Genomic DNA, 22634 nt, shown 5'->3' on the forward strand with positions numbered 1-22634 from the left:
AAAGGATTAATATTCTTACTATAAGACGTTTAGCTAATACTATAGTCGAATAAAATAACTTAGACCTATTTCGTGGCCTTATTGAGTATTAACTGTGCAGAATGTAAAGATTTAGAGTAATAAAAAAGGCAGTTTTACTGAGTAAATCTGCCTTTTTTAATCTGCCCGATAAGTTATCGATAAAAATTAATAATACCTTATCACCAATTTATTTATGGGTTCATAAACTCATTTATTTGTTGATGCGTTAAAGTAGGTGTTGCTCCGGCACTTTCGGCGACCATAGCACCAACAGCGCAAGCAAAGTCAACCGCATGTTGTGCGCAATCACTACTGCACAGCTGATAAATTAACGAGCCTAAAAACGAATCCCCTGCGCCAACTGTATCAACAACACTAATTAAATAGCCTGAGTTATAGTAGTTTTCGCCTTTAATGGTGAGTAATGCGCCATGGCTGCCTTTAGTTACACATAAATATTCGGTATTAGTTTGTGCAGCAATAAAGGCTAAGTTTTGCTCAAGCGAATGAAACTTACAACCCATAGCTTTAGCAATTTCGTATAGCTCTTCATCGTTTAATTTGATGAAGTCGGCTTTGTTCATTAAATCTACGAGTGTTGCTAATGTGTAGTGAGGCGCACGTAGGTTTACGTCAAATACTTTAAAGTTTGCTACATCAACTAATTGATTTAATGTTGCCAAAGACGTTTCGCTTCGCCCTATTAGGCTGCCAAATACAAATACATCGCTACTTTTAACTTTACTAAGTAACTCATCGGTAAGCGCTATATTATCCCACGCAGAGTCTGCCACTATTTCATAACTTGCAGAGCCACCACTGTCGAGCGTTACCTCAACCGTGCTAGTTTTTTTGTCACTATTAATAGCAATGTATTCGCAGCTTACGCCTTTGCTAGTAATTTCGCCTAGTAGCTCAGCGCCTAACTCGTCGTTACCAACAGCGCTGATCATGTCGGCTTTAATGCCAAGTGAGTTAATACGCACACACATGTTAAGTGGCGCGCCACCTAAGCGTTTACCTGAATCAAAACAATCCCACAGTACTTCGCCAAAACAGCTAACACTTACGTTTTCGCCTGATTTATGATTAATTAAAATGCTCATAATTAGTTACTCTTTTGATCAAGTACAGCCTGCATAATGGCTTTAATTTTACTATTAGGTGCATACAACGCAGCAATCGACTTTTTATATTCAGCAGTAAACGTTTCGTTATGCTCAAGCTTACCAAACAAGCTTGCTAGCTTTAAAAATGCAGTTGGGTTAGCTTGGCTTTGCTGCGCGTATGCATTTAGCTCTTTTTGCATAGCATCTTGAATTTCAAGCTTTTCGCCTTTTTCACTTACACCTTTATCGCTGTATAAACACCAAGTAGCAATGACAAGTGTTGCCAACGATATATCTCGACCTTGTACTAGGTTTTCGTTAATTGTAGCAATAATAAATTTAGGTAATTTAGCTGAGCTTTCACTGCAAATACGCGCCAGGCTGTCTTTAATATTAGGGTTAGCAAAACGCTCTATTAACGTATCTTTGTAGCTTTGAAGATCAATACCTTCAAGCGGTTCAAGGTTTGGCGTTACTTCTTTATCCATAAAAGCACGTAGGTATGTGGCAAATAATTCATCAGATACCGTTTCGTCAATTGTGCCATAACCATGAATTGAACCTAATAAACCAAGCACAGAATGCCCAGCATTAAGTAAACGTATTTTCATGGTTTCATAAGGCGTCACATCAGTTACAAACTGTGCACCAACAACATCCCAATTTGGGCGAGAGTCACTAAATGTGTCCTCTATTACCCATTGTGTAAACGACTCACAAGTAATTGGCCACTCGTCGCTAACACCATAGGCATCAACCACGTAATCAATATCACTCTTTTTAGATACCGGTGTTATGCGGTCAACCATCGCATTTGGAAACGATACGTTTTGCTCAATCCACTCACTTAGGTTTTTGTCTTGCTCTGAGGCAAAGGCTAAAAGCATTTTACGTGTTACGTTACCATTATGCTGAATGTTATCGCACGACTGTACTGTAAACGCGCCCAAGCCTTGCTCTTTACGCAGTTTTAACGCAGCAGTAATGTAACCAAACGCCGTAATTGGGTCGTTCGGGTTATTAATGTCGTTAATAATATCTGGATTGCTGTAATCAAACTCACCCGTTGCCGGGTTAAAGTTATAACCGCCTTCGGTAATAGTAAGCGATACAATTTTAGTATCGCTGTGTGCGAGTTTATTAATTACCGCTTGTTTGTCCTCTGGAGCAAACAAAAAGTCGATCATTGAGCCAATTACTTTGTTATCTATTTTACCGTCTGGGTGTCTAACAGTTAGCGTGTAAAGGTAATCTTGCTGCTTTAAAATATCACGCAGACCACGGTTACCCTCTAACAGGCCAACACCACATATGCCCCACTGCTCAGAGCCTGGGGTTTTTAAAAGCTCGTTAACATATACCGCTTGGTGAGCACGATGAAAACCGCCCACGCCAATATGAATAATCCCCGCTTTAACGGCGCTACGGTCGTAACTTGGTGTGTCAACATGGCTTGGTAATTGAGCCAAGCTTTGTTGGTTTAGCCCTGTAACAAGAGCGTTTGTGTGTTGATGTTGCGTCATGGTGCGACCTTACTAAACAAAAATAAAATATAAATTACGATACTGTATTACGATAAGTAATTACGATGCTGTATTGAGTACTTTATGGCGTTTTAACGACCAGTACGCAGTAACAAAATAAATAACAGTACAAATAAAACAGGCAATTTCGAACTGCGACTTATTAGCGCTGTACATCACCATAGTGTCACTGAAAAACATCACTTGGCTGGCAAATATAAAAATAATCACTAATGAAATAGTCGATATGCCATTAAGAACTTTGGTAAATACAGAGCTATCAATTACTGGCTTTGGAATGTCTTTAGCCTCAGCTGCTTGATATTCTTTAATATTACGTTGCTCTTGCTCTTCTGCTGCAATCTCTTGCGTGTAATCTTCACCGGCACCGTATTTTTTAGCTAAAAGTGTGTAAATAACGATGGTGAAAATCCAGGTAGGAATAAACAAGTAGTAAAACGACATTATATCAATTGCGTTTAAGCCAAAACCGAACACAAGTGCAAGTGCCCATGAGGCAATAGCAGGGATGCTGCGGGTAATATTTTTATATTTAGCCCAGTAACGTGTTAAGCCAATTTTAGGAAATAACACATGCTCGGCAAATACAATGCCGCCCACTGGCACAACTAATAAACCGGCGTAGGTAAGTAGTGGTAGCATTTGTGAAAATACAAACGGGAAGCACGCAATAATTACGGTTACCACACCTACTATGGCGGTGGTGCGCTCACGTGACTGATTAACAAATATAGATTGTGCTGCAAGGCCAGCGCGGTAAAGGTTTGCGTTAGCTGTAGTCCAACCGGCAATAATTACAATAACAAAGCCAGTCCAACCTAATGCATGGTATGCAACATCGCCCGGATCAAGTGACGAAATGGTTGTTTTAAGTAATACCGCAACACCTGCGCCCATAATACCAGCAGAGATCCACGCTAAGTAATGACCAAAAAACATACCCACACCAGAGAACAAGCCATAGCTTTTGCGTTTAGCAAATCTAAAAATAGCCATGTCGATTAAACCAAAGTGAGTAATTGAGTTAGCAGCCCATGCAAAGCCAATCACTTCTAGTAGGCCAATGCCTTTTTCACCATCGGCCTTGGTGCCCGTCCAGATGGAGGAGTCGCCTATGGTCATAAAGTCGCTAAAGCTAGTTAAAGAGGTAGACCCTAATACGTGGTTTGAAAGTTCAGGGAATAACGCGAACGAGCCTGCAATAAATATAACAAATAGCCAGGGCGCGCACAGTTTTGAAAAGTCAGCAACGGTTGAAAAGCCATACATAGCAACAAATACAACAATAGAGCCAACGGCTAAAACAATAGCGACAAACCAAAAACTGTTTGGATACCAATCAAGCTGCGCGGGTATGTCGAACAAAAACCGCACGGCCGTGGAGGATACCGTGATCATGGCCGCTGATATAACACTAAAAATAACTACATTAGCCCAGTTATAGAGCTTGGTCATTGAGTTACCAGCAATTTTGTTTAAGTAGTTATATAAACTTAAGCGGGTTTGTACTGCAATGGGTGCCGTAATTAGCCACCAAGAACACATTGCTAACAGGTTACCTATTAATAACCCCAATAGAATGTCGATGGTTGATGCGCCTAATGCAACAAAGGTTGCGCCAATAACAAATTCAGTGGCAGCAACATGTTCACCAGCGTATAGCCCTGCAAAATGTTTCCAGCCGTGAAGCTTATTATTAGCAACCGGAAGTTGCTCTTCGTTTACATCTTTAAATGTGTGTGTGTGTGGACTCGTTGCCATGGTATTTCCTAGTTGTTAACAGCAAAGTACTTAATACCTAAAGACTTTGCTTCTTATAATTTAGTTTTATAAACGCGTAACCACTTGTTTTAGTTTTTATAATTAATACCAGTACTAACAACGCTTATATTTTGCCACTTATAAACCCTATAAATGTGTGTTGGTATAAGTAGCCATGTTTAAATGTTTTTACTTTTAAGTGCAGGATAAGCTGTAAAAAACTGCTGCCAATGAGTTAAGTGAGCAATATTTGGATACGCTTTATGAACATAGTTAATGGCCGTTTGCATGTGCTGCCCGCCACTGTAATGCAGTACTTGCATATTGGCATTTATGGCTGCACATACGCCAGCTTCGCTGTCCTCAATTACCAAGCAATGCTCTGGTTTTACGCCCATTTGCTTAGCTGCATGTAAAAATAAGTCGGGGGCGGGTTTACCACGCTTTACTTCACTGCTGGTAAATATCGTATTGCTAAAACAGTTACTTAAATTAACTATATCTAATGCTTTAGCTGTACGTGCTGGACTGCTACTTGTGGCAATACATTTGGGCACAGCTAAGTTATTAAGTACTTCGTTTATGCCATCGGTTGTACTGAGCGCTGAACCAAACTCGTTTAAGAGCGCTTCTCGGTAATCATCTTCAAAGCTATTTGGCAAAGTGACATTAAAGGCGTTTTGGATTTTTTGACTTACGGTTTTAAAATTACACCCCAAAAAGTGTTGCTGTACATATCCGCGGTCAATGTTAACCGTTAAATACGCAAGCATATCAATCAACACTTGAGCGCTGAGTATTTCACTGTCGATGACTACCCCATCGCAATCAAATATTACTAAATCAATTTTAGCGTTCATTGGGTTACCTTAAACATTTACTTTTTGTGCAAAACACCAGATGAGCATAAGCCCGGCTAGCGAGCATATTCCCTTTGTTGTTTTTGAATGTCAACAAAAAGTGAACGAATTTACTTGTCGCTACTACAAACATAAATAAACAAAACTAAAAGCCGCTGTATTTAATCAAGTTTACAAAAAATATATAAACCTAAAATTGGATCTAAAAGTATATTTTAAGCCCCTCTTGCAATCTTATTTATGAATTATTCCAATCTATTTAATCAACTTTACCGAACAAAGGAATATTCATACACTCCTCAACAGTTAAACAGCCAGCAGCACTGCCGGCAATTTTAAATAATAAGGTCGACATGAATATTTTATTAAACGCAATAAACAAGAATACAAAACTAACATTAAGCGCGTTAACACTTGCGATGGCATTACCAGCAAGCGCGGCTACATTAACTAAAGACAACGGCGCAGCTGTTGGCGACAACCAAAATTCAATAACTGCAGGCGAGCGCGGCAGTGTGTTATTAGAAGACGTACAACTAATTCAAAAACTACAACGCTTTGCACGTGAACGTATTCCTGAGCGTGTGGTACATGCGCGTGGTACGGGTGCTCATGGTGTATTTGTGGCATCTAAAAGTTTAGATGATTTAACCATGGCAGCACCTTTTACCGAGGCCGGTAAAGAAACTGACGTTTTTGTACGTTTTTCATCGGTAATTCACTCAAAAGGTAGCCCAGAAACACTGCGCGACCCACGTGGCTTTGCGATTAAATTTTACACCGATCAAGGTAACTGGGATTTAGTGGGCCTTAACTTACCGGTGTTTTTTATTCGTGATGCAATTAAATTTCCAGATATGATCCATTCATTAAAGCCATCACCTGTAGATAACATTCAAGATCCTAACCGTGTTTTTGACTTTTTTTCATACGAACCAGGCTCTACTCACATGTTAACGTGGGTTTATAGCGACTACGGCACACCAGCAAGCTTACGTAAAATGGATGGTTGGGGTGTTCACTCTTATAAAATGATCAATAAATCGGGCGATGTTAAGTACGTTAAATTTCATTGGGTAAGTAAACAAGGCATTGAGAATTTAAATGCAAAAGAAGTCGCTGAAGTTCAAAGCCAAGACTTTCAACATTTAACGCGTGATTTATACAGCGAAGTAAATAAAGGTAACTTCCCAGAATGGGATCTATACATTAAAACGCTTGATCCGTCGCAGCTTGACGACTTTGATTACAACCCATTAGATGCAACAAAAATGTGGTTAGGTGTAAAAGAAGTGAAGGCAGGTACATTAACGCTTAATCGCATGCCAACTAACTTTTTTCAGTCAACAGAACAAGTAGCAATGGCACCGTCTAACATTATTGCGGGTATTGAACCCTCAGAAGATAAGTTATTACAAGGGCGTGTATTTTCATACGCAGATACGCAAATGTATCGCCTTGGTGCTAACCATCAACAGTTGCCAATTAACCGTGCAAAAGTGGAGGTAGTTAACTACAACCAAGACGGCGCAATGAACTATGGTAATACTCAAAGCAACGTAAACTATCAACCAAGCCAAGAAAACGTAGCTGAAAACCCAATTGCCCGTAGAAGCCAAACGCAACTGCAAGGTTACGTACAACAAGCCGCCATTAAAAAGCAGCAAAACTTCGCGCAAGCAGGTGTTTTATACCGAGGTTTTAGTAAGCAAGAGCGTACTAATCTGATCAATAACCTAGCGGGCGATTTAGTAAAAATAAAAGACAGTAACGTTAAGCACAAAATGCTTAGCCACTTTTACAAAGCTGATAGTGAGTACGGTACACGTTTAACTAAAGCCGTTAATGGCGATATTAAAATAGTTAAGCAGCTTGCAGCTAACCTGTAATTAGCAAGTTACAAAACATTAGTCCCAACTAAACAAGCTGTTATATAAGTAACCACAACCATGAGGAAGGAGGCAACCAATCCCCTTCCTCTTTTTAAAAGGTATAAAGTAATGCGTAATTTATTAATTATAGTAGTGCTACTAATAAGCTTTACCAGTAGTGTTTACGCTCAAAATACAACGGATACACAAACACCTAGTACACAACTTGAAAACCAACACTCAGCGCAAACACAATACGAGAGTTTATTTGCTTATTACTTTGCTGCTGCACGTACCAACGATACCGCTGTAATTAAGCAATTTGTAAGTGCCGGCATTCCTATCGACAGCTATAACAATAAAGGTTACACCGCATTAATGATTGCCACTTACCATGGTAATAAAAATACGGTAAACACACTTTTACACTTAGGCGCTAATGCTTGCATGGAAGACAACCGAGGTAACACAGCCCTTATGGCCGCTATTTTTAGAGGTGAGTTTAGTATAGCCAAAACACTGGTATCACTTGATTGCGACAACGCACATCAAAACAAAGCAGGCCAAACAGCCGAGCAATTTGCACACACATTTGGCCAGCAAAAAGTGCTCAATTTACTCACGCAGGTTAAAACTCTAAATAAAGTTCAAAAGCCCTTATAAAAGAGCTTTAGGTGTAACTAAACTTTAGCGGACTGCTTATTTAAGTCGTTACTTCTACATTATATTTTTGGGGTTTATCTCGCGTTACAAAGTAGCAAATTAGCGAGCCAAGTGTTACCAGCACCACTCCTTGCCAAAACGAAGCACTTAACGTAATAGACAAATACAACGCCGAAATAATAGTAGAAAACACCGGCGTAAAATACGAAAGCGTTCCAAGCAGCATTAAGTTACCGCCAATAATCGCTTGATTCCACAGTGCATAACCACTGCCAACAACTACACCCGCAAGTAACAATGTCATGCTTGAGCTGATTGAAAACGTTAATGGCGCTTCATTACTAAAACCATATTGCGCCCACAAACTCATTGCCGTAACAGTAAAAAATAACGTAATAGCATTTTTACCATTACTTATTTTTTGCGTTACTACGCAATAAATAGCCCATATAAACGCGGCAGCTAATGCCATTAAATAAGTAGCAGGATTATCAGCAAAGTTAGTAACTAACGTATCGACTGACATTTCTTGATCGCCCGTAATACACCAAGCAACCCCTAAAAAAGCAATGATCATACTTGGGTAAACCCAGTAACTTACTTTTTTACGCCCAATAATAATAGAGAGCAATATAGTCAGCGTGGGCCATAAATAATTAATTACCGCCATTTCCATAGCCTGATGGCGGCTATTTGCCATACCGATAGAAAGTGCCAAGCAAATTTCGTACGACACAAATAATAAAGTACCTACTACCAAGTAGCGTTTCGAAAATCCACTAAACTTAGGCACTCCCATAACCAAAATTAAAAATATCGCACTTACAGAGTACATAGCCGCAGCACCACCAATGGGGCTAAACAACTCAGAAATATCCCGTAGTAATGCCACTAAGCAGCTCCACAGTAATATTGCAGCGACTCCATAAAGTGTATATTTATTTTTGCTTATAAAATCCATATTAAACCTAAAGTACTACTTAATAATTTGCAGCTAAACTAACAGTAATTTTTTGTTTTAACAATAACATGCCGTTAATCTGCAGTGCATAACTAGCATTATCAAAGCTAAATATTATCACTATAGTTATAAGCAATAAGCGTAAACAGCCATTCAGTGTTTAAATTTAGCAAAGCAGCACAAACGCTAGATAAATTAAAGTTACTGACTCTTTTGTCTCGTATTACCACTTTTACAGTGGTGTGGTTAAATAACTCACTAAACAGAGAAAGCAAATATGAACAAGTTCACGACTCCCGATCTATACGACGAACACCGTGATAGCGTACAAGTAGCCGACTGTGGATTACAGCACTTTGGCAACAAAACCACCTTTAGTGGTCAAGTCGTTACTGTAACGTGCCCCGATGACAATTCGTTTGCCGCTGAAATACTTCATCAAAATGGCGTAGGTAAAGTGCTGGTTATTAACGGCTTTGCTAGTAAACGCTTTGCATTTATTGGCGATATTATGGCAGAGCGTGCTTTAAAAAATGGCTGGGAAGGTATAGTTATAAATGGTTGTTGCCGAGATATTGAGATTCTTGCTACCTTAAATTTACCTATTATGGCGCTTGGCTCAACACCACGCTGTACGTTAAAGCGAGGTTGTGGTGAAAATAATCAAGCTATTGCCATGTTAAGCGTCTGCATTGAGCCTAATGATTGGCTTTACGCCGATGTGAACGGGCTAATTGTGAGTAAATATAAACTTAGTTAGTTGCTAAATCACAACTAAAATAGATTAGCTGCCGCTTTTTTAATAAAATCTGAAACAAAAAAGCCCAGCATTGCTGGGCTTGTGTCATATTAATAGGTAACTATTTTATTAGTTAAAAGTTACCGTCACTATGTTTGAACACACGTTTTCAGTTACACACACTTGATAGTCGTACGCAGGTAGTGTTGCACCACGTACATAATCACGATAACGACCGTTATCTGAGGTTGTGCCTACTAACTCGCCATTACGATATACATTTAATGACTGAGCACCCACTTGCTGCCAACTTAGCTCTACACGCATTGTGCCTAAGCGTGATTTATTAGCGCGCTTAAGGCTTAGCTCAATCTCTACATCACTCACTACTACAGTTTGAGTTGATGCGTTGGTATTGCCTTCGCTGTCGGTAACAGTTAATTCAACTTCATAGCTACCCGCCACTGCATAAGCATGCAAAGGGCTTGCATCGGTTGATGTAGCACCATCACCAAAGCTCCACTGCCACTGTGTAATATCGTTATTAGCATCTGTGCTACTATCGGTAAACGAAGCCGTTAAGCCTTGTGTTTCAACGCTAAAACTAGCACGTGGTGGTTGCGGGCTTACCTCTCCAATTGCACTTAAAGTAAGTGACCAGCCATTTATATTACCTGTATCAGCACCGGCAGTGTCTTGTACATGTAATGCCCAATCGCCAGTGGCTACTTCGCCATTAAATGCATCCGAAGTGAAGCTTTTAATAATATCGTCTGAGCTACCGCCCTCTTTATTTTGTAACGTTATTGTAGTGCCTTGCGCTGAGATAAGCTTTACAATTAAATCACCAGACCAAGTATGACTAATGTTAACATCGGCAACTGTATTAAAAACGGTTAACTCATCTGCAATCGTAATTACAGAGCTTACACCTTCTGGCGCATTATCAGGAATAGCAATATTTTCATCACTGCTGTAAGTAAAATCATTCAACCCCATAGGTTTAACCATTAATTTTACAGTGCTTTCCTTAACTCTATCATCCGACGTTGCTGTAACGGTAAACTCATATTCACCCCACTGCGTCTCTTCAGTGGTAGGTACTACTAACTGTACTTCTTCACCTGGGCGAGCAGTGTTTCGTGAAAGTGACGCTGAATCTAAATTACCTGTCAATGCAAACGCAACATCACCATCCCAATTGGCAATTGAGCCTACACTAAACGTATAGCTTGCTGACTCACCCGCAGTGATCTCCTGTGACAAAGGGCTAACGCTGAGTTTAAAGCCTGGGGTTGGATCTGCGTCAATTAGCGCTTGGTTTACATTTAATCGTGTACCAGCAACCGTTTTACCCTGTAGTGCTGCGTTGGCATCGCCGCTACTCATTAATAACTCTTTTAATTCTAACGCTGTTAGATCTGGGTTAACTGATAAAGCAAGTGCTGCAGCACCAGCAACATGAGGCGTTGCCATAGAGGTGCCTGAGTAACTACTATAAGCGTTTCCTGGCACAGTAGATAAAATGGCAGTACCTGGGGCACCTAAATCAACACTTGTTAAGCCCCATTGTGAAAAGCTCGACATAGCATCATTACGATCTGTACTTGCTACAGATAAAATACTATCGTGCTCATAGCTTGATGGATAATGAGGGTTAAGATCATTGTCTAATGCATCGTTACCTGCCGCAGCTACAAAAAGTATATCTGCCGCTTCGCTTGCATCAATCGCTTCAGCAAGTGCTTGGCTAAACCCGCCGCCGCCCCAGCTATTGTTTAGCACACGAAGGTTAACACCTGAATTTTTAAGGCTAATCATATAATCAATACATTTAATTGCCCCAGAAGTACTCCCCGTGCCATCAGCAGCTAAAAATTTACAGCCAACAATAGACACTTCATGGTTTACCCCTACAACACCGATCGCATCATTGCCACTTGCACCAATAGTCCCTGACACATGAGTACCATGCCCTTGGTCGTCCATTGGATCGCCACTATCAGTAATTGCATTGATACCATAAATGTCATCTATGTAACCATTCCCGTCATTATCTATACCATCTCCTGCAATTTCAGCGGTATTTACCCACATATTACTTGCAAGGTCATTATGGCTATAATCAACACCGGTATCGATTACACCTACCACTACATCTCGGCTACCAATAGAAATAGTCCATGCTTCTGGAGCATCAATATCTGCATCAACGGTACCACCTGACTGGCCTACATTATGTAAGCCCCAAAGTTCATCAAAACGGGGATCATTGGGTACATTCGCAATACTAACTTTATAATCAGGTTCTACATATTCAATGGCTTGGTGCGACTTTAAGCGCTCAATCGCTTCTTTGGTGCTCATGCCCGCTACTTTAAACTTAGCAAGGCGACCTGAAAGTAATGAGGTATAGCTGTCATCTATTTCATCATTATTTAAATCTGAAATTTTAGCTCTAACTAAAGATCTTGCATGCTTTCGCATTGCTGGGGTGGCATTTTTTTTATATTTAACAATTAAAGAATCACTAGTCGCTGCATCTTGTTGTTGCATCACACCAACATCGGGCACTTTAGCGGCGGCTAAGCAAGGTAGGAGTGCAAGTGTAATAATAGATAATTTTGTTTTCATTGTTCTATCCATAGTTTGGGTTAACTTAGTAACACTAAGTAATTTTATTTACTACTTCAGTACAAGGGATCACATGGCAAGCTATTAGAAAACAGCTAAAGATAAAATTACACAAGCAAGAAAAGCAAAAACCAATCATTTTGACTAGATTTTCATCGGAAAAACATAAAATACAGCCGTTGTTATGAACTTGTTAAATAAGTTAAAAAGCGTAGACCTCCTTCTTTTTTACTGCTTTTTGCATAAAACCATAATAAAAACAAAAAACAACCATAAGCACATGAAATATAAGCACTTTAAAATTGGTAAAAAATGATGATTTAACAAATTAAAATTAACTAATACAGTTAACACCATGATTATTGTTTCACTGTGAGCAGCTTGTACTTTATCTAAGATGCAAATAAGCAGTGAGCGCTGGTCATACTTAACACTTTACATACTTAAAAGTAATCAAGTGGATCACAACACATTATATCAGCACGGCATGCTGAAACAGAAAATACCTAATTAAAACAGATAATATCTAGGTATTTTATTTTTACTATTCAAGGAGAATAAATAATGAAATTAACTAAATCAATTTTAAGCTGCGCAGTTGCAGTTGCAATGGGTGCAAGCTTCGCTTCTTATGCAAATACAGATACTAAATCAGCCTCAAATTCAGAAATAGGTACGGCCATTTCTGTAATGAGCGCATCAAATAACATGACTTTGATACAAAACAACAACAATAACGATGCATTATTAGTACAAGTAGGTGATAACAACACCATGCTTGCTACCATTGATGGTAATGAAAATTACACAGAAATTACGCAAAACCAAACTGGTAATTACGCAGGCGTTGCTACTGTGGGCAATAGTAATACAGAAGAGTATTCTCAAGATGGTGTTGCTAACGGTTTAATCTCGCAAGTAACCGGTGATTACAACTCTTTAGTTGTTGCCCAAGAGGGTGTTGGCTTTTTAGTAAATAACGAAGCTATAAACATTATCACGGGTGACGATAATACGATTGATGTAGCTCAGGGTGCTGGTGGCCATTGGTTTTATAACCTTGATATGCAAGGTAATGCCAACGAAATCAGTGCAGTACAAACTGGTGAATGGCACGAAGCTGAAATAACGTCATTAACCGGTGATCAAAATACTATTGATATTGAGCAATCAGGGGTTTATTGGAACGCATTTACAATCAATTCTTTACAAGGTAATGATAACGACCTTGATATTGAACAAGATGGCTCGCGCAACATAGCAACCTTTAGCGATGTATCGGGTGATGCTAATGAGCTAAAAGTTGAGCAAGATGGTGAATCTAATGCAGTTAACTTTGCTGCTATTGTTGGTAGTGATAACGAAATAGACCTTGATCAAGAAGGTACTAGCAATACAGCAGATTCGGCTCTATTTTTAGGCAATAATAATGAAATTACTATTACTCAGTTAGATACTCTCAACTCAGCTACAGCTGAATTAATTGGTGATAATAACGAATTAACTGCAACTCAAAATGGCTTTGGGAACGAAGCATACATGGGTGTTATTGGTTCAGATAATGAGTTTTTAATTAACCAAGTTGGTGATTTAAATGCCGCACATCTGGTTAACTTTAATGGTACTGGTAACGATGTAGATGTATTTCAAAATGGTGACGAAAATACAACAGTTGTAGAGTCTTCTTACCCTAATACGGCACTAACTTCTAATGATAACAATATTGATATCATGCAAAGTGGTGTAGCAAATGAAACCATGGTTACTCTTGCTGGTATATTAGATAGTAATACAAACCGAATTGATATATCGCAAACCGGTGAAATCAACTTAGTTGACATTATGGTTGAAGGTAGCGGCCATAGCATTGATATTTCACAAGAAGGTGAAGGAAACTGGGTTACAGGTATGGATCAGTCAGCCTTTTTAATTGCTGGAGAGGATGTTTCATTTACTGTTAATCAAATTGGTAACGATAACCTTGTTCAAGGCGGCATAATCGGCTCGAATAACATGGTATCTGTTACGCAAATTGGTGACGGAAATACAGCTACAGTTACGCAAATGTAATTGCTAAGGTGGGGGGGAGGTATACTTCCCCCCTTTTATAATATGAAAAATAATAAAAGCATATATATTAGCTACTTACTATCAGTTTTACTGTGCTTCTCACCTGCAGCATTTGCAAATGATGAACTAGAAATAGATGGCTTATTACTCGATAGAAGTATTAGCCGTTTTGGCCATCAGTTTTATTACAAGTTTTCAAACTACTGGAGAGACTTACCTTCAACTGCGGGGTTTAATATTGAAATAAAAGAAACCGTGCTACCTAAGGCTGGCACCAGGCTTTCTTTAATAATGAATAACCAACTTATTTATGCAACTTATTTAGGTCGTAGGTTAGAGCCTCTTGACGAACGCGTTGAACAAGCAGTTTATATTGTAATAGATGCAATGGCTCGCTCAAACATGGCTGTATCGTCTCCCGATATGGCTGTAAACGGATGGTAAAATGAATAAAATACTACTTATAATAATAACTCTAAGCTTTTCAGCTAGTGCAACTGAATTAATTTACACCCCAATTAACCCAAGTTTTGGCGGCAACCCACTCAATGCAAATATGTTGTTGAGTAAAGCTCAAGCGCAAAACAAACACAAAGCACCTGTCATCGAAAGAGATTATGCAGAACAATTTCAAGACTCTTTACAGCGTACTTACCTAAATAGAATGGTCAGAGAAATTACCAATATGGCATTTGGTGAAGACTCTGAAGACAGCATATTTAATCAAGACTCTATATTTATGAGTGGTGACTACCAAATTGAAGTGATCACCAGTACCACAGATACTATTACTGTAAAAATAACAAATATGCTAGATGGCACCATTGTAATCATCGAAGTACCGAGGTTTGGATAATGTATAAACTGCTAATAACAATAATATTACTTACTTTAACGGGCTGTACAACGATAGGAAATTTAATTCCGCCATCGCAACAAAAAGCCATAAGTTTAGAGCCTACTGAGATTTTTGCTGATTTAAAAAACTTACCCAAGCCAATGGGCAGCATTCCCGTCTCTGTTTATTCATTTAGAGATCAAACGGGTCAATACAAACCGCAAACGAATGTTAGCTCTTTTTCAACCGCAGTTACTCAAGGGGCTAATTCCATATTAATTCAGGCATTGCATGAATCAGATTGGTTTACACCGGTTGAGCGCGAAGGGTTACAAAACATTCTAACTGAGCGGAAAATCATTCGTGCTGCCCAGTCAGAAAACCCAAATCAAGCCGATTTACCGCCATTAACAACAGCTAAAATTATTTTAGAAGGCGGTATTATTAGTTATGACACCAATGTAAAAACCGGTGGCCTAGGAATGGAGTACTTTGGTATAGGTGCATCTGAATTATATAGAGAAGATGCTATATCTATTTATTTACGTGCCGTAGACGTACGTACAGGGCAAGTATTACTCTCGGTAGCAACCAGTAAAAAAGTATTGAGCCAAGAGATGCGTGCAGGCTTTTTTAGATATGTAAGTTATAAGCGCCTTGCCGAGGCAGAAGCCGGTTATAGTGATAACGAGCCAATGAGTATTTGTGTTACTCAAGCAATTGAAAAAGCACTCACTGATCTTATAACTAAAGGTATTGATAAAGGCTTGTGGGCTAAAAAAGCAAGTTAAGTAACAAATAAAAATGGCTACTTATTAAAGTAGCCATTTTTAATGTATGTAATTATTGTTTACTCATTGGTAATAAAACCGATATGTAACGCTGCGCCCAGTTGGCCAGCTCAACCCTATTACGAGAACTTGTTTTTTTAAATGCACTGTATAAATGAGTTTTGACTGTATGATCGCTAATATTTAATTTATCTGCGATAACACTATTACTCGCCCCCTGCGCGATAAGATGAATAACTGAACGCTCTCGTTTAGTTAAATGTTGATAATCGTCCTGCTTTAATTCTATGCCTTCGTGTAAACTACTAAACGAAGAGGTCGCAACTAAAATGTCGCTGAATGCTTGGGAGAGTATCATTCTAGTAAACCATAATTCGCCTGCATTTATTTTAACTAAACCTTTAAAAACTTCCTCACTTGGCGTCGATTTATAAAACACACCATTAACATGGTTAAGTAGTAAGTTTTTCTCACATATTGCTTTACGCTCAACATTAAATATCACCACATTATACTGCCTCGCTAAAGCGATTAAATCTGCAGGTACAAGGTTGTGCCAATTATGCGTGGCGCCATCAATTAAATACAAAGTATATTGTGAACGTTGCTCAACGTTTGGCAGTGCATCATCCATATTTATAGTGTTGAATAAGGCTCGGAGAGTTCTTAAAATATCTTGATAATTATACGAGCAAGCCGATGATTTTAAATTTGTTTTTATAAATGCTGATTGCTGTAACATAAAACTCTTCCTTAGAATTCTTATGTAACACTACCTAATTTTTGAACAACTTACAATACAGTTTTTACATTCGTTCACAGTTGTTAACCACCTGTTTTACAGCTCACGATAAGCATGCTTTGCTGCCTTACGTATCTATTTATTTAACCCAAACTAACTATTACTTATTGCATAACACACCGTAATTAACGAAGCCAAAATTAACATCAGTAGAGGAAAACTAGTAATAGTCATTTAGAATAAAGCTGTAAAACAAAAGCAATCAATAAATTTAGTTTATAGTCGCTTTTAACTTATTTAACGCATCAACTGAAAAGCCTCTATCGTAAAAATAAAGTATTTTACCGCTGTTATTTATAAGGACTACACGGGTATTATTGGGATTTTGATTACCAGTAAATTTTTGTACTTTTTCGCCGTCTTTATAAATAGTGATTACCCCAGCCCAAAGCTCTTTTGGAATTCCTTTGCGCATACCACTGTCTATAAATGCACTAAACATGCGAGGTGCCATACCAGCAATAGTGGGTAGTTCGTAGGTAGGAATAACTACACCACTCATATCTAAGCCAATTAACCAGCGATCAATGTCAAACTGACTATCTTGCTTATAGCCTATAAGCAAAAGTGTTTTATCTGCATTAAAATCGCTTGGAATAGTCACTTTATTTTGCGTTAAACTTTCGCCGTCAATCGTTGGAAATTGTTTACCAATTACTTGCTGATTTGGGTACTGAGTAGAACATGCCGCTAAAAATATAAATAAAAAAGCAGTGAGTATTGATTTAGCCATAGTAAATCCTAATTATAATTTTTAAAGTAATACCTGTGCTTTTATATACGCTAAGCGTTACTTTATCGATCTAGCTATATACTCTTTAAATTCTAAAATAGGCATAGGCCGGCCATACTTCCAGCCTTGCCCGTAATGTACCCCTGCTTCTTTTAAAATGACTTCTTGCTCTGTTGTTTCTATGCCCTCTGCCACACAGGTATAACCAAATTTATGTACCAACTCCATAATATTAGGGATCATAGAGGCTTTTAAGCCTTCCGTAGCTATGTCTTGTACAAATGAACGGTCTATTTTAAGCTGATGGAAACTCAAATTATGTAAGTTTTTTAGGTTTGAATACCCAGTGCCAAAATCATCAAGCGACAAGCGAAAACCCGACTCGATTAATGTTTTAAAATAGCCATGAGCAATAGTTGAATCTAAATACTCGTCTTCGGTTATTTCTAAACAAATTACAAATTTAGATTGCATTAATCCGGTTATTTTCGGTAATGACAACACATTCCCTTGCTCTACATCACAAGGAAAAATATTTAATGACACCTTAAATCCACTTGGTAACTGCTCTGCACTTTCTAACTCATTAAGTACAGTGTTAATCATTATTTTGGTAAAAGACCAAGTTAAATTAATTTGTCTAAGTATAGGAATAAATTGATCCGGTGTAAGCACCCCGTAATCATCTTTAAAGCGCGCAAGTACCTCGCAACCAATTATTTTTCCGCTTTGTAAATTAACTATTGGCTGATAAACCCAATAAAAATTACCGCTCTTTAATCCCCTACGTATCCTGCTTACAATTGAGCGGCGCGTAGTTAGGTGCTCATCAACTAATAAGCCACACGAAATACTCACCAAGCAAATTAAAATAAACGAAATAATAAATAGTTGACGATTATCGGCAAAAAATATATCCCATGGCAAATACAAAGCAACACAATAATTTCTATTATTATTACTGCACGTTATATTCGTTTCGTAATGTAAATAGTCATTACTTTTTATATTATTATGAATCCCTGTTTGCCCAGCTAAATGAAATAAGTTTTCAGATTCTTTATAAAAAACCTGCCAATTAGGCGTTACAATAATTTTAGGATCGAATACTTCTGATTTTAGTATGAGGTTATAATTGCCTTGGCGAATAATTAGTACTTTTAGTGGGCGCTCGGTAAAGAGTAATAAGTAAAGTTCAGGCTCAAAGCGTATGCCTATTTGTGAGGGTTTATTTTTATTTACAATATAATCTGGTTGGTTATCTGGTAAAGGATTTTCAAGCATACCAGTACCTGTAGTACAGGTTAATGTATTATTTTTAAAGTAGCCTATATCAATAGCAAACTTGGCATCAAATAGCATCCGCCGCATAGCAAGTAAATTCGCTTCGTTACAAGTAGTAAAATTTAGGTTATTTAATTTAGTTAAAACACGAACGCTTTCCTCTACACCATCGTCTACTTGGGAGAGTAAATATTGTGAGTCTGAATGTGTTTGCGCTACTAATTTTTGACCCGCAAAGTACAATAAAATAAAGCAACCTAATGCAAATATAAATCCACCTGATAGCAGTACTACTATTATTTTTTTAGGATGCTGTTTCATTGTAAATTGAGGTATCCCCATTTATGCAAAGTCCTTTAATAATTACATAAGTAACTGAAAATTCAAGTTTCTGATAATATATTTACAATAAATATTTAAAAATTAAAACTCACGAATAATCGCCTCTAATGCATCACTAATTTTTTGATGCTGTTTTTCGTCTAAATGCACACCATCCTCATTTGAAACACTCACAATCCTTGCCAAGTCATAAAATGAGCATTGTTTTATACTAGCAACATTTTCAAATGCTGCAGCTAATTGCACTACTTTTTGCTCTGCCCCTTTGTACACGCCTGCGTAACTTCCGACTTCTCGTACATGAGCGGGACTAAGTATTAAAATTTTTGGAGAGCCTGGCGCATTGCTTTGCTCATAAAAATTCAATATTGAATCTATTAATGCTGTTAACCCAGCGGCAATATCGTGCGCATTTAAACTAAACCGATTTTTCAGATCGTTAGTACCTAAATCTATAATAATTAAATCTATTTTAAGTTCATTTAAGTAAGACTGTAAATAAGTTACGCCCGATAACTCACCTGCAAACGGTGGGTTGTTTACTAAAGCACGGTTAGGCTGCCCAGCTTCTATTATTGTAAAATTAGCCCCTAACTTTACAGCAAGCTTCGCTGGCCAGCGCACTGTAGCACTAAATCGTTTTCCTGTTTGCGGATTTAAACCCCAAGTATTGGAATCCCCAAAGCATAATATGTTTTTTATCATTAAAAAGGGTTTAGCGTATAGCCCTGCTGTTGTAACTGCGCATGTGCTGTCATTGCCGATAACGACATTTTTACGCCTTTTATTAACTGCTCAGGAGCTACTTTATAGTGCGTGGCCGACTGCCCACATACATAAACCACCGTATTATTAACAAGTAATTGCTCAATTAAGCTTTGATTTTTGTTATCGACTTCAAAGCGGTTTTTATATGTATTATTATCAAGCACATCTACGCTTGCACTGCCATGTATTACGAGTGCCAGCTCTATATTTTCTGGTTTAATACCATGTGCTATATGCATATTAATAAACCGCGCTAAAGAATTCATACCATTATTTTGCTCACCTTTTTGCGCGCCTTTACCAACATCAAAGGCAATTTTAAAATGTGTGTTTTGCGTTATAGGTGCATGTGAGGGTACATTATAAAAAAAGCCAAAGTCTTTTATTGCGGGCTCTAAGTCATTCGCAAATACTGGCAGGCTTACAAACATTAGGCCAAGACCTAAAATAAAAGATTTCATTAATATTATTCCTTTTTATTTTTAATATTTTAATTAATAGTCATTTTTTGAACTACTTTAAGCTATCTACGAGTAATGTTTTACCCTAGTTGCCAATAATAGTAGCCGCCAAATAACGCACTGCAGTTAATAATTATGGTGAGCCAAAGTACGGCTATAAAAATACGCTTTTGTGATTTATGCCTAAACCATTGCTGAGCGATTAACGCCCCCGGCCAGCCACATAATAATGCTAAAAGGTGTAAAGTTCGCTCAGGCACTCTCACCACTGGCTGCTTTTTACTCATGGCCAAACGTTTGTCCCATTTATAAACTAAAATGGTAATTGTACTCATAACTACGTACACACTTGCGGCAATTGTGGGCCAATAGCTAAACAGCCCTCCTACGGTTAATACACACAAAAAACCAATCGAAAAAAGTAATAATGCTTTTTTAATCAAGTAACTCTCACCTATACTGTATCTAGGCCATACCCAGATTCACTTATACTAGGCAGTAATTATGTCATATTTAAAAACACTGATACTAACCTTTTGCATTGTATTTACAACCATTGTAAATGCACATCCAGCTGATTTAGCTAAAGAGCTCAGCGCATTTAAGCCATATTTAGGCACATGGCAGGCTAATTTTACAGTCCCTGAAGGCGCAAAGCCAAAGCAAGACATTAGTAAATGGCAGCGGGCTTTAAACGGTAAAGCTATTCGTACTATACATTCAATCAATGAAGGAGAGTATGGCGGCGAGTCGATGATATTTTACGATAGTAAAAAAGACTCATTAGTATTTTATTATTTCACTACGGCGGGGTTTTACACTAAAGGCACAATGAAGATACTTAGCCCTACTCAGTTTGTAGCCTATGAAGAAGTAACGGGAAATAAAGAAGGCATAACTAAAGTTAAGTCTACCAGCGAAATTAAAGGTGATGAATTTATTGTATCAACCTCGTACTTAAAAAAAGGCGAGTGGACTAAACCTGCAACCCGAACCTATACACGCAGTAACCAGCAGGTTAAGTTTCAATAAAGCGTTTATAACAACATTTAATTGAAAAAGGCAGCCAAGGCTGCCTTTTTCATAACTACTTAGAATTTATAAACTACTTTATGAATTTTTTAAATGGTTCATCAACTGGCGTATCTGCAAGGTGGTTAGTGTAGTTACTCATTACTTTTTGCGATAAGCCTACAATAATTTCAAGCAGTTGTTGCTTGCCATAACCCGCTGCAAAAAACTTTTCAATCTGCTCATCACTTATCACACCGCGGTCACGTGCCATTGCAAGTGTGGTTTCACGAAGTGCTTCAAGCTTAGGATCAGCAAGTGGTGTTTTATTTACTAGCGAATCAACAATACCTTGATCAACTTTCATTGACGCTGCAATTGCACTGTGGGCTGGCACACAATAATGACAGTTATGTTCAACGTTAATTGATTGCCATACAACCGTTAATTCTTCAGCATTAAATGACGTGTTTTGAAACAGCTCATGCAGTACTTGATAACCTTTAAGTAAAGTAGGTGCTTCTGCCATTACTGCATGTAGGTTCGGTACCATACCAAACGCAGCTACTGAATCGGCCATAAGAGATTTTGATTCTTCAGGTGCATTTTCTGCTGTATATAAAGTAAATTCTGTCATGTTTAGCTCCAATAAATAATTAGTTAGTTAACTTCGAGACACATACCATTTTATTTTGAGCAGTTGTTCAAGTTAAAATTGAGCATGTGTTCAAATAATTGAGAAATGAGATGGCGAATAAGATTAAGTTTGAGCGTGAGACAGTTGTCCGCCTTGCAAGTCAGCTATTTTGGGAAAAGGGTTTTCATGCAACATCGACGCGTGATTTACAAGAAGCTATTAATATGCGACCTGGCAGTATCTACTCTGCTTTTGGCTCTAAGGAAGGGCTTTATATTGAGTCTTTACGAGACTACACAGTACAAATGGAGAGCCAGATTAAAGAGTGCCTATCCACATCAGATACTATTTTGGGTGGGCTGCGCGCTTTTGTTGAAAATGTAATAACAAAAAAAGAAAGTGCGCCTAGTGCTATTTGTATGCTGGTAAAGGCCAACTGTGAATTTGCAGATAAAGACAGCAATTTATATCAACTAAGCTTAGATTTAATTGATAAATTTGAAAACTACCTTTCGGTTCTTTTTGAACAAGCAATAGCAAAAAATGAGTTAAGTAATAATATATCTGCGCAAGAGTATGCACGCTTTTTTGAAGTGCAGTTTACTGGTTTACGTGGTTATTTTAATCGCCCGGGTGTTGAGTCACTGGCTCAGCCAATGATAGATCAAATGTTTAAGATCATAAAAAGCTTATAAACGTCTCATTTTAGTTATTTGAACAAAAACGGCAGTAAT

The 22634-nt window shown here is 38.1% G+C and carries 22 protein-coding genes; 9 read left to right on the forward strand and 13 right to left on the reverse strand.

Features of this window, described 5'->3' with window-relative positions:
- Nucleotides 1–212 precede the first annotated feature (212 nt).
- The 4 genes from AAEY55_RS13135 to AAEY55_RS13150 form a co-directional block, all read right to left on the reverse strand.
- Nucleotides 213–1127: a carbohydrate kinase gene (locus AAEY55_RS13135; protein WP_182679116.1), complete on the reverse strand. Its 915-nt coding sequence runs from the start codon at nt 1125–1127 to the stop codon at nt 213–215.
- 2 nt (nt 1128–1129) lie between these two features.
- A complete protein-coding gene (locus tag AAEY55_RS13140) occupies nt 1130–2653 on the reverse strand; it encodes a mannitol dehydrogenase family protein (protein ID WP_350545282.1) in 1524 nt (507 codons plus the stop codon).
- A gap of 60 nt (nt 2654–2713) precedes the next feature.
- Nucleotides 2714–4435, reverse strand: coding sequence for a hypothetical protein (locus tag AAEY55_RS13145; RefSeq protein WP_350551733.1), 1722 nt, complete (start codon nt 4433–4435; stop codon nt 2714–2716).
- Between the two features lie 179 nt (nt 4436–4614).
- On the reverse strand, nt 4615–5295 hold the full coding sequence (locus AAEY55_RS13150; RefSeq protein ID WP_089369143.1) for an HAD family phosphatase: 681 nt from the start codon (nt 5293–5295) through the stop codon (nt 4615–4617).
- Nucleotides 5296–5648: 353 nt separating this feature from the next.
- On the opposite strand from AAEY55_RS13150, the gene AAEY55_RS13155 reads away from it, so the two are divergent.
- Both AAEY55_RS13155 and AAEY55_RS13160 read left to right on the forward strand, forming a co-directional pair.
- Nucleotides 5649–7184, forward strand: a complete 1536-nt coding sequence (locus tag AAEY55_RS13155; RefSeq protein WP_089369142.1) for a catalase — start codon at nt 5649–5651, stop codon at nt 7182–7184.
- A gap of 111 nt (nt 7185–7295) precedes the next feature.
- Entirely contained in the window at nt 7296–7829 is a 534-nt protein-coding gene (locus tag AAEY55_RS13160) for an ankyrin repeat domain-containing protein (protein ID WP_089369141.1), read from the forward strand.
- 40 nt (nt 7830–7869) lie between these two features.
- Here the strand turns inward: AAEY55_RS13160 and yddG are convergent, their stop codons facing one another.
- A complete protein-coding gene (gene yddG / locus AAEY55_RS13165) occupies nt 7870–8790 on the reverse strand; it encodes an aromatic amino acid DMT transporter YddG (protein ID WP_011329837.1) in 921 nt (306 codons plus the stop codon).
- 277 nt (nt 8791–9067) lie between these two features.
- Between yddG and AAEY55_RS13170 the strand changes: the two genes are divergently transcribed.
- Entirely contained in the window at nt 9068–9550 is a 483-nt protein-coding gene (locus AAEY55_RS13170; protein WP_011329835.1) for a putative 4-hydroxy-4-methyl-2-oxoglutarate aldolase, read from the forward strand.
- Nucleotides 9551–9658: 108 nt separating this feature from the next.
- Here AAEY55_RS13170 and AAEY55_RS13175 read toward each other — a convergent pair whose 3' ends face one another.
- Nucleotides 9659–12163, reverse strand: coding sequence for a S8 family serine peptidase (locus tag AAEY55_RS13175; protein WP_089369139.1), 2505 nt, complete (start codon nt 12161–12163; stop codon nt 9659–9661).
- A 564-nt stretch (nt 12164–12727) separates the two neighbouring features.
- Between AAEY55_RS13175 and AAEY55_RS13180 the strand changes: the two genes are divergently transcribed.
- From AAEY55_RS13180 to AAEY55_RS13195, 4 genes are read left to right on the forward strand one after another with little or no spacing between them, the layout of a single operon-like run.
- Nucleotides 12728–14233, forward strand: a complete 1506-nt coding sequence (locus tag AAEY55_RS13180) for a curlin (RefSeq protein WP_011329833.1) — start codon at nt 12728–12730, stop codon at nt 14231–14233.
- 42 nt (nt 14234–14275) lie between these two features.
- Nucleotides 14276–14677: a curli production assembly/transport protein CsgE gene (locus AAEY55_RS13185; protein WP_011329832.1), complete on the forward strand. Its 402-nt coding sequence runs from the start codon at nt 14276–14278 to the stop codon at nt 14675–14677.
- A gap of 1 nt (nt 14678) precedes the next feature.
- Entirely contained in the window at nt 14679–15089 is a 411-nt protein-coding gene (locus AAEY55_RS13190) for a curli assembly protein CsgF (protein ID WP_011329831.1), read from the forward strand.
- Complete coding sequence (locus AAEY55_RS13195) at nt 15089–15862, forward strand: CsgG/HfaB family protein (RefSeq protein WP_011329830.1); 774 nt, start codon at nt 15089–15091, stop codon at nt 15860–15862. Before AAEY55_RS13190 ends, AAEY55_RS13195 begins: the two co-directional genes overlap by 1 nt.
- A 52-nt stretch (nt 15863–15914) precedes the next feature.
- Here AAEY55_RS13195 and AAEY55_RS13200 read toward each other — a convergent pair whose 3' ends face one another.
- From AAEY55_RS13200 to AAEY55_RS13225, 6 genes are all read right to left on the reverse strand, one after another.
- Nucleotides 15915–16604: a LuxR C-terminal-related transcriptional regulator gene (locus AAEY55_RS13200; RefSeq protein ID WP_089369138.1), complete on the reverse strand. Its 690-nt coding sequence runs from the start codon at nt 16602–16604 to the stop codon at nt 15915–15917.
- A 271-nt stretch (nt 16605–16875) separates the two neighbouring features.
- Nucleotides 16876–17397: a hypothetical protein gene (locus tag AAEY55_RS13205; protein WP_011329828.1), complete on the reverse strand. Its 522-nt coding sequence runs from the start codon at nt 17395–17397 to the stop codon at nt 16876–16878.
- A 57-nt stretch (nt 17398–17454) separates the two neighbouring features.
- Nucleotides 17455–19023, reverse strand: a complete 1569-nt coding sequence (locus tag AAEY55_RS13210) for an EAL domain-containing protein (protein ID WP_089369137.1) — start codon at nt 19021–19023, stop codon at nt 17455–17457.
- Between the two features lie 81 nt (nt 19024–19104).
- Entirely contained in the window at nt 19105–19728 is a 624-nt protein-coding gene (locus AAEY55_RS13215; protein ID WP_089369136.1) for an SGNH/GDSL hydrolase family protein, read from the reverse strand.
- Complete coding sequence (locus AAEY55_RS13220; RefSeq protein ID WP_370446755.1) at nt 19728–20222, reverse strand: DsrE family protein; 495 nt, start codon at nt 20220–20222, stop codon at nt 19728–19730. Before AAEY55_RS13220 ends, AAEY55_RS13215 begins: the two co-directional genes overlap by 1 nt.
- Nucleotides 20223–20332: 110 nt before the next feature.
- Complete coding sequence (locus AAEY55_RS13225) at nt 20333–20695, reverse strand: DUF1294 domain-containing protein (RefSeq protein WP_089369134.1); 363 nt, start codon at nt 20693–20695, stop codon at nt 20333–20335.
- A 61-nt stretch (nt 20696–20756) separates the two neighbouring features.
- Between AAEY55_RS13225 and AAEY55_RS13230 the strand changes: the two genes are divergently transcribed.
- Complete coding sequence (locus tag AAEY55_RS13230; protein WP_089369133.1) at nt 20757–21284, forward strand: hypothetical protein; 528 nt, start codon at nt 20757–20759, stop codon at nt 21282–21284.
- A 73-nt stretch (nt 21285–21357) separates the two neighbouring features.
- Here the strand turns inward: AAEY55_RS13230 and AAEY55_RS13235 are convergent, their stop codons facing one another.
- Complete coding sequence (locus tag AAEY55_RS13235; protein ID WP_011329822.1) at nt 21358–21900, reverse strand: carboxymuconolactone decarboxylase family protein; 543 nt, start codon at nt 21898–21900, stop codon at nt 21358–21360.
- 110 nt (nt 21901–22010) lie between these two features.
- Here AAEY55_RS13235 and AAEY55_RS13240 point away from each other — a divergent pair, with 110 nt between their 5' ends.
- Entirely contained in the window at nt 22011–22595 is a 585-nt protein-coding gene (locus tag AAEY55_RS13240) for a TetR/AcrR family transcriptional regulator (RefSeq protein ID WP_011329821.1), read from the forward strand.
- The last annotated feature ends 39 nt before the right edge of the window (nt 22596–22634 follow it).

Source organism: Pseudoalteromonas sp. 120-MNA-CIBAN-0494 (assembly GCF_040308885.1).
GTDB lineage: Bacteria > Pseudomonadota > Gammaproteobacteria > Enterobacterales > Alteromonadaceae > Pseudoalteromonas > Pseudoalteromonas nigrifaciens.

Excerpts from the sequence above, each read along its gene's own strand:
- AAEY55_RS13135 (WP_182679116.1), bottom strand. The coding sequence starts at position 1,127 with ATGAGCATTTTAATTAATCATAAATCAGGCGAAAACGTAAGTGTTAGC.
- AAEY55_RS13140 (WP_350545282.1), bottom strand. The coding sequence starts at position 2,653 with ATGACGCAACATCAACACACAAACGCTCTTGTTACAGGGCTAAACCAA.
- AAEY55_RS13145 (WP_350551733.1), bottom strand. The coding sequence starts at position 4,435 with ATGGCAACGAGTCCACACACACACACATTTAAAGATGTAAACGAAGAG.
- AAEY55_RS13150 (WP_089369143.1), bottom strand. The coding sequence starts at position 5,295 with ATGAACGCTAAAATTGATTTAGTAATATTTGATTGCGATGGGGTAGTC.
- AAEY55_RS13155 (WP_089369142.1), top strand. The coding sequence starts at position 5,649 with ATGAATATTTTATTAAACGCAATAAACAAGAATACAAAACTAACATTA.
- AAEY55_RS13160 (WP_089369141.1), top strand. The coding sequence starts at position 7,296 with ATGCGTAATTTATTAATTATAGTAGTGCTACTAATAAGCTTTACCAGT.
- yddG (WP_011329837.1), bottom strand. The coding sequence starts at position 8,790 with ATGGATTTTATAAGCAAAAATAAATATACACTTTATGGAGTCGCTGCA.
- AAEY55_RS13170 (WP_011329835.1), top strand. The coding sequence starts at position 9,068 with ATGAACAAGTTCACGACTCCCGATCTATACGACGAACACCGTGATAGC.
- AAEY55_RS13175 (WP_089369139.1), bottom strand. The coding sequence starts at position 12,163 with ATGAAAACAAAATTATCTATTATTACACTTGCACTCCTACCTTGCTTA.
- AAEY55_RS13180 (WP_011329833.1), top strand. The coding sequence starts at position 12,728 with ATGAAATTAACTAAATCAATTTTAAGCTGCGCAGTTGCAGTTGCAATG.
- AAEY55_RS13185 (WP_011329832.1), top strand. The coding sequence starts at position 14,276 with ATGAAAAATAATAAAAGCATATATATTAGCTACTTACTATCAGTTTTA.
- AAEY55_RS13190 (WP_011329831.1), top strand. The coding sequence starts at position 14,679 with ATGAATAAAATACTACTTATAATAATAACTCTAAGCTTTTCAGCTAGT.
- AAEY55_RS13195 (WP_011329830.1), top strand. The coding sequence starts at position 15,089 with ATGTATAAACTGCTAATAACAATAATATTACTTACTTTAACGGGCTGT.
- AAEY55_RS13200 (WP_089369138.1), bottom strand. The coding sequence starts at position 16,604 with ATGTTACAGCAATCAGCATTTATAAAAACAAATTTAAAATCATCGGCT.
- AAEY55_RS13205 (WP_011329828.1), bottom strand. The coding sequence starts at position 17,397 with ATGGCTAAATCAATACTCACTGCTTTTTTATTTATATTTTTAGCGGCA.
- AAEY55_RS13210 (WP_089369137.1), bottom strand. The coding sequence starts at position 19,023 with ATGGGGATACCTCAATTTACAATGAAACAGCATCCTAAAAAAATAATA.
- AAEY55_RS13215 (WP_089369136.1), bottom strand. The coding sequence starts at position 19,728 with ATGATAAAAAACATATTATGCTTTGGGGATTCCAATACTTGGGGTTTA.
- AAEY55_RS13220 (WP_370446755.1), bottom strand. The coding sequence starts at position 20,222 with ATGTTTGTAAGCCTGCCAGTATTTGCGAATGACTTAGAGCCCGCAATA.
- AAEY55_RS13230 (WP_089369133.1), top strand. The coding sequence starts at position 20,757 with ATGTCATATTTAAAAACACTGATACTAACCTTTTGCATTGTATTTACA.
- AAEY55_RS13235 (WP_011329822.1), bottom strand. The coding sequence starts at position 21,900 with ATGACAGAATTTACTTTATATACAGCAGAAAATGCACCTGAAGAATCA.
- AAEY55_RS13240 (WP_011329821.1), top strand. The coding sequence starts at position 22,011 with ATGGCGAATAAGATTAAGTTTGAGCGTGAGACAGTTGTCCGCCTTGCA.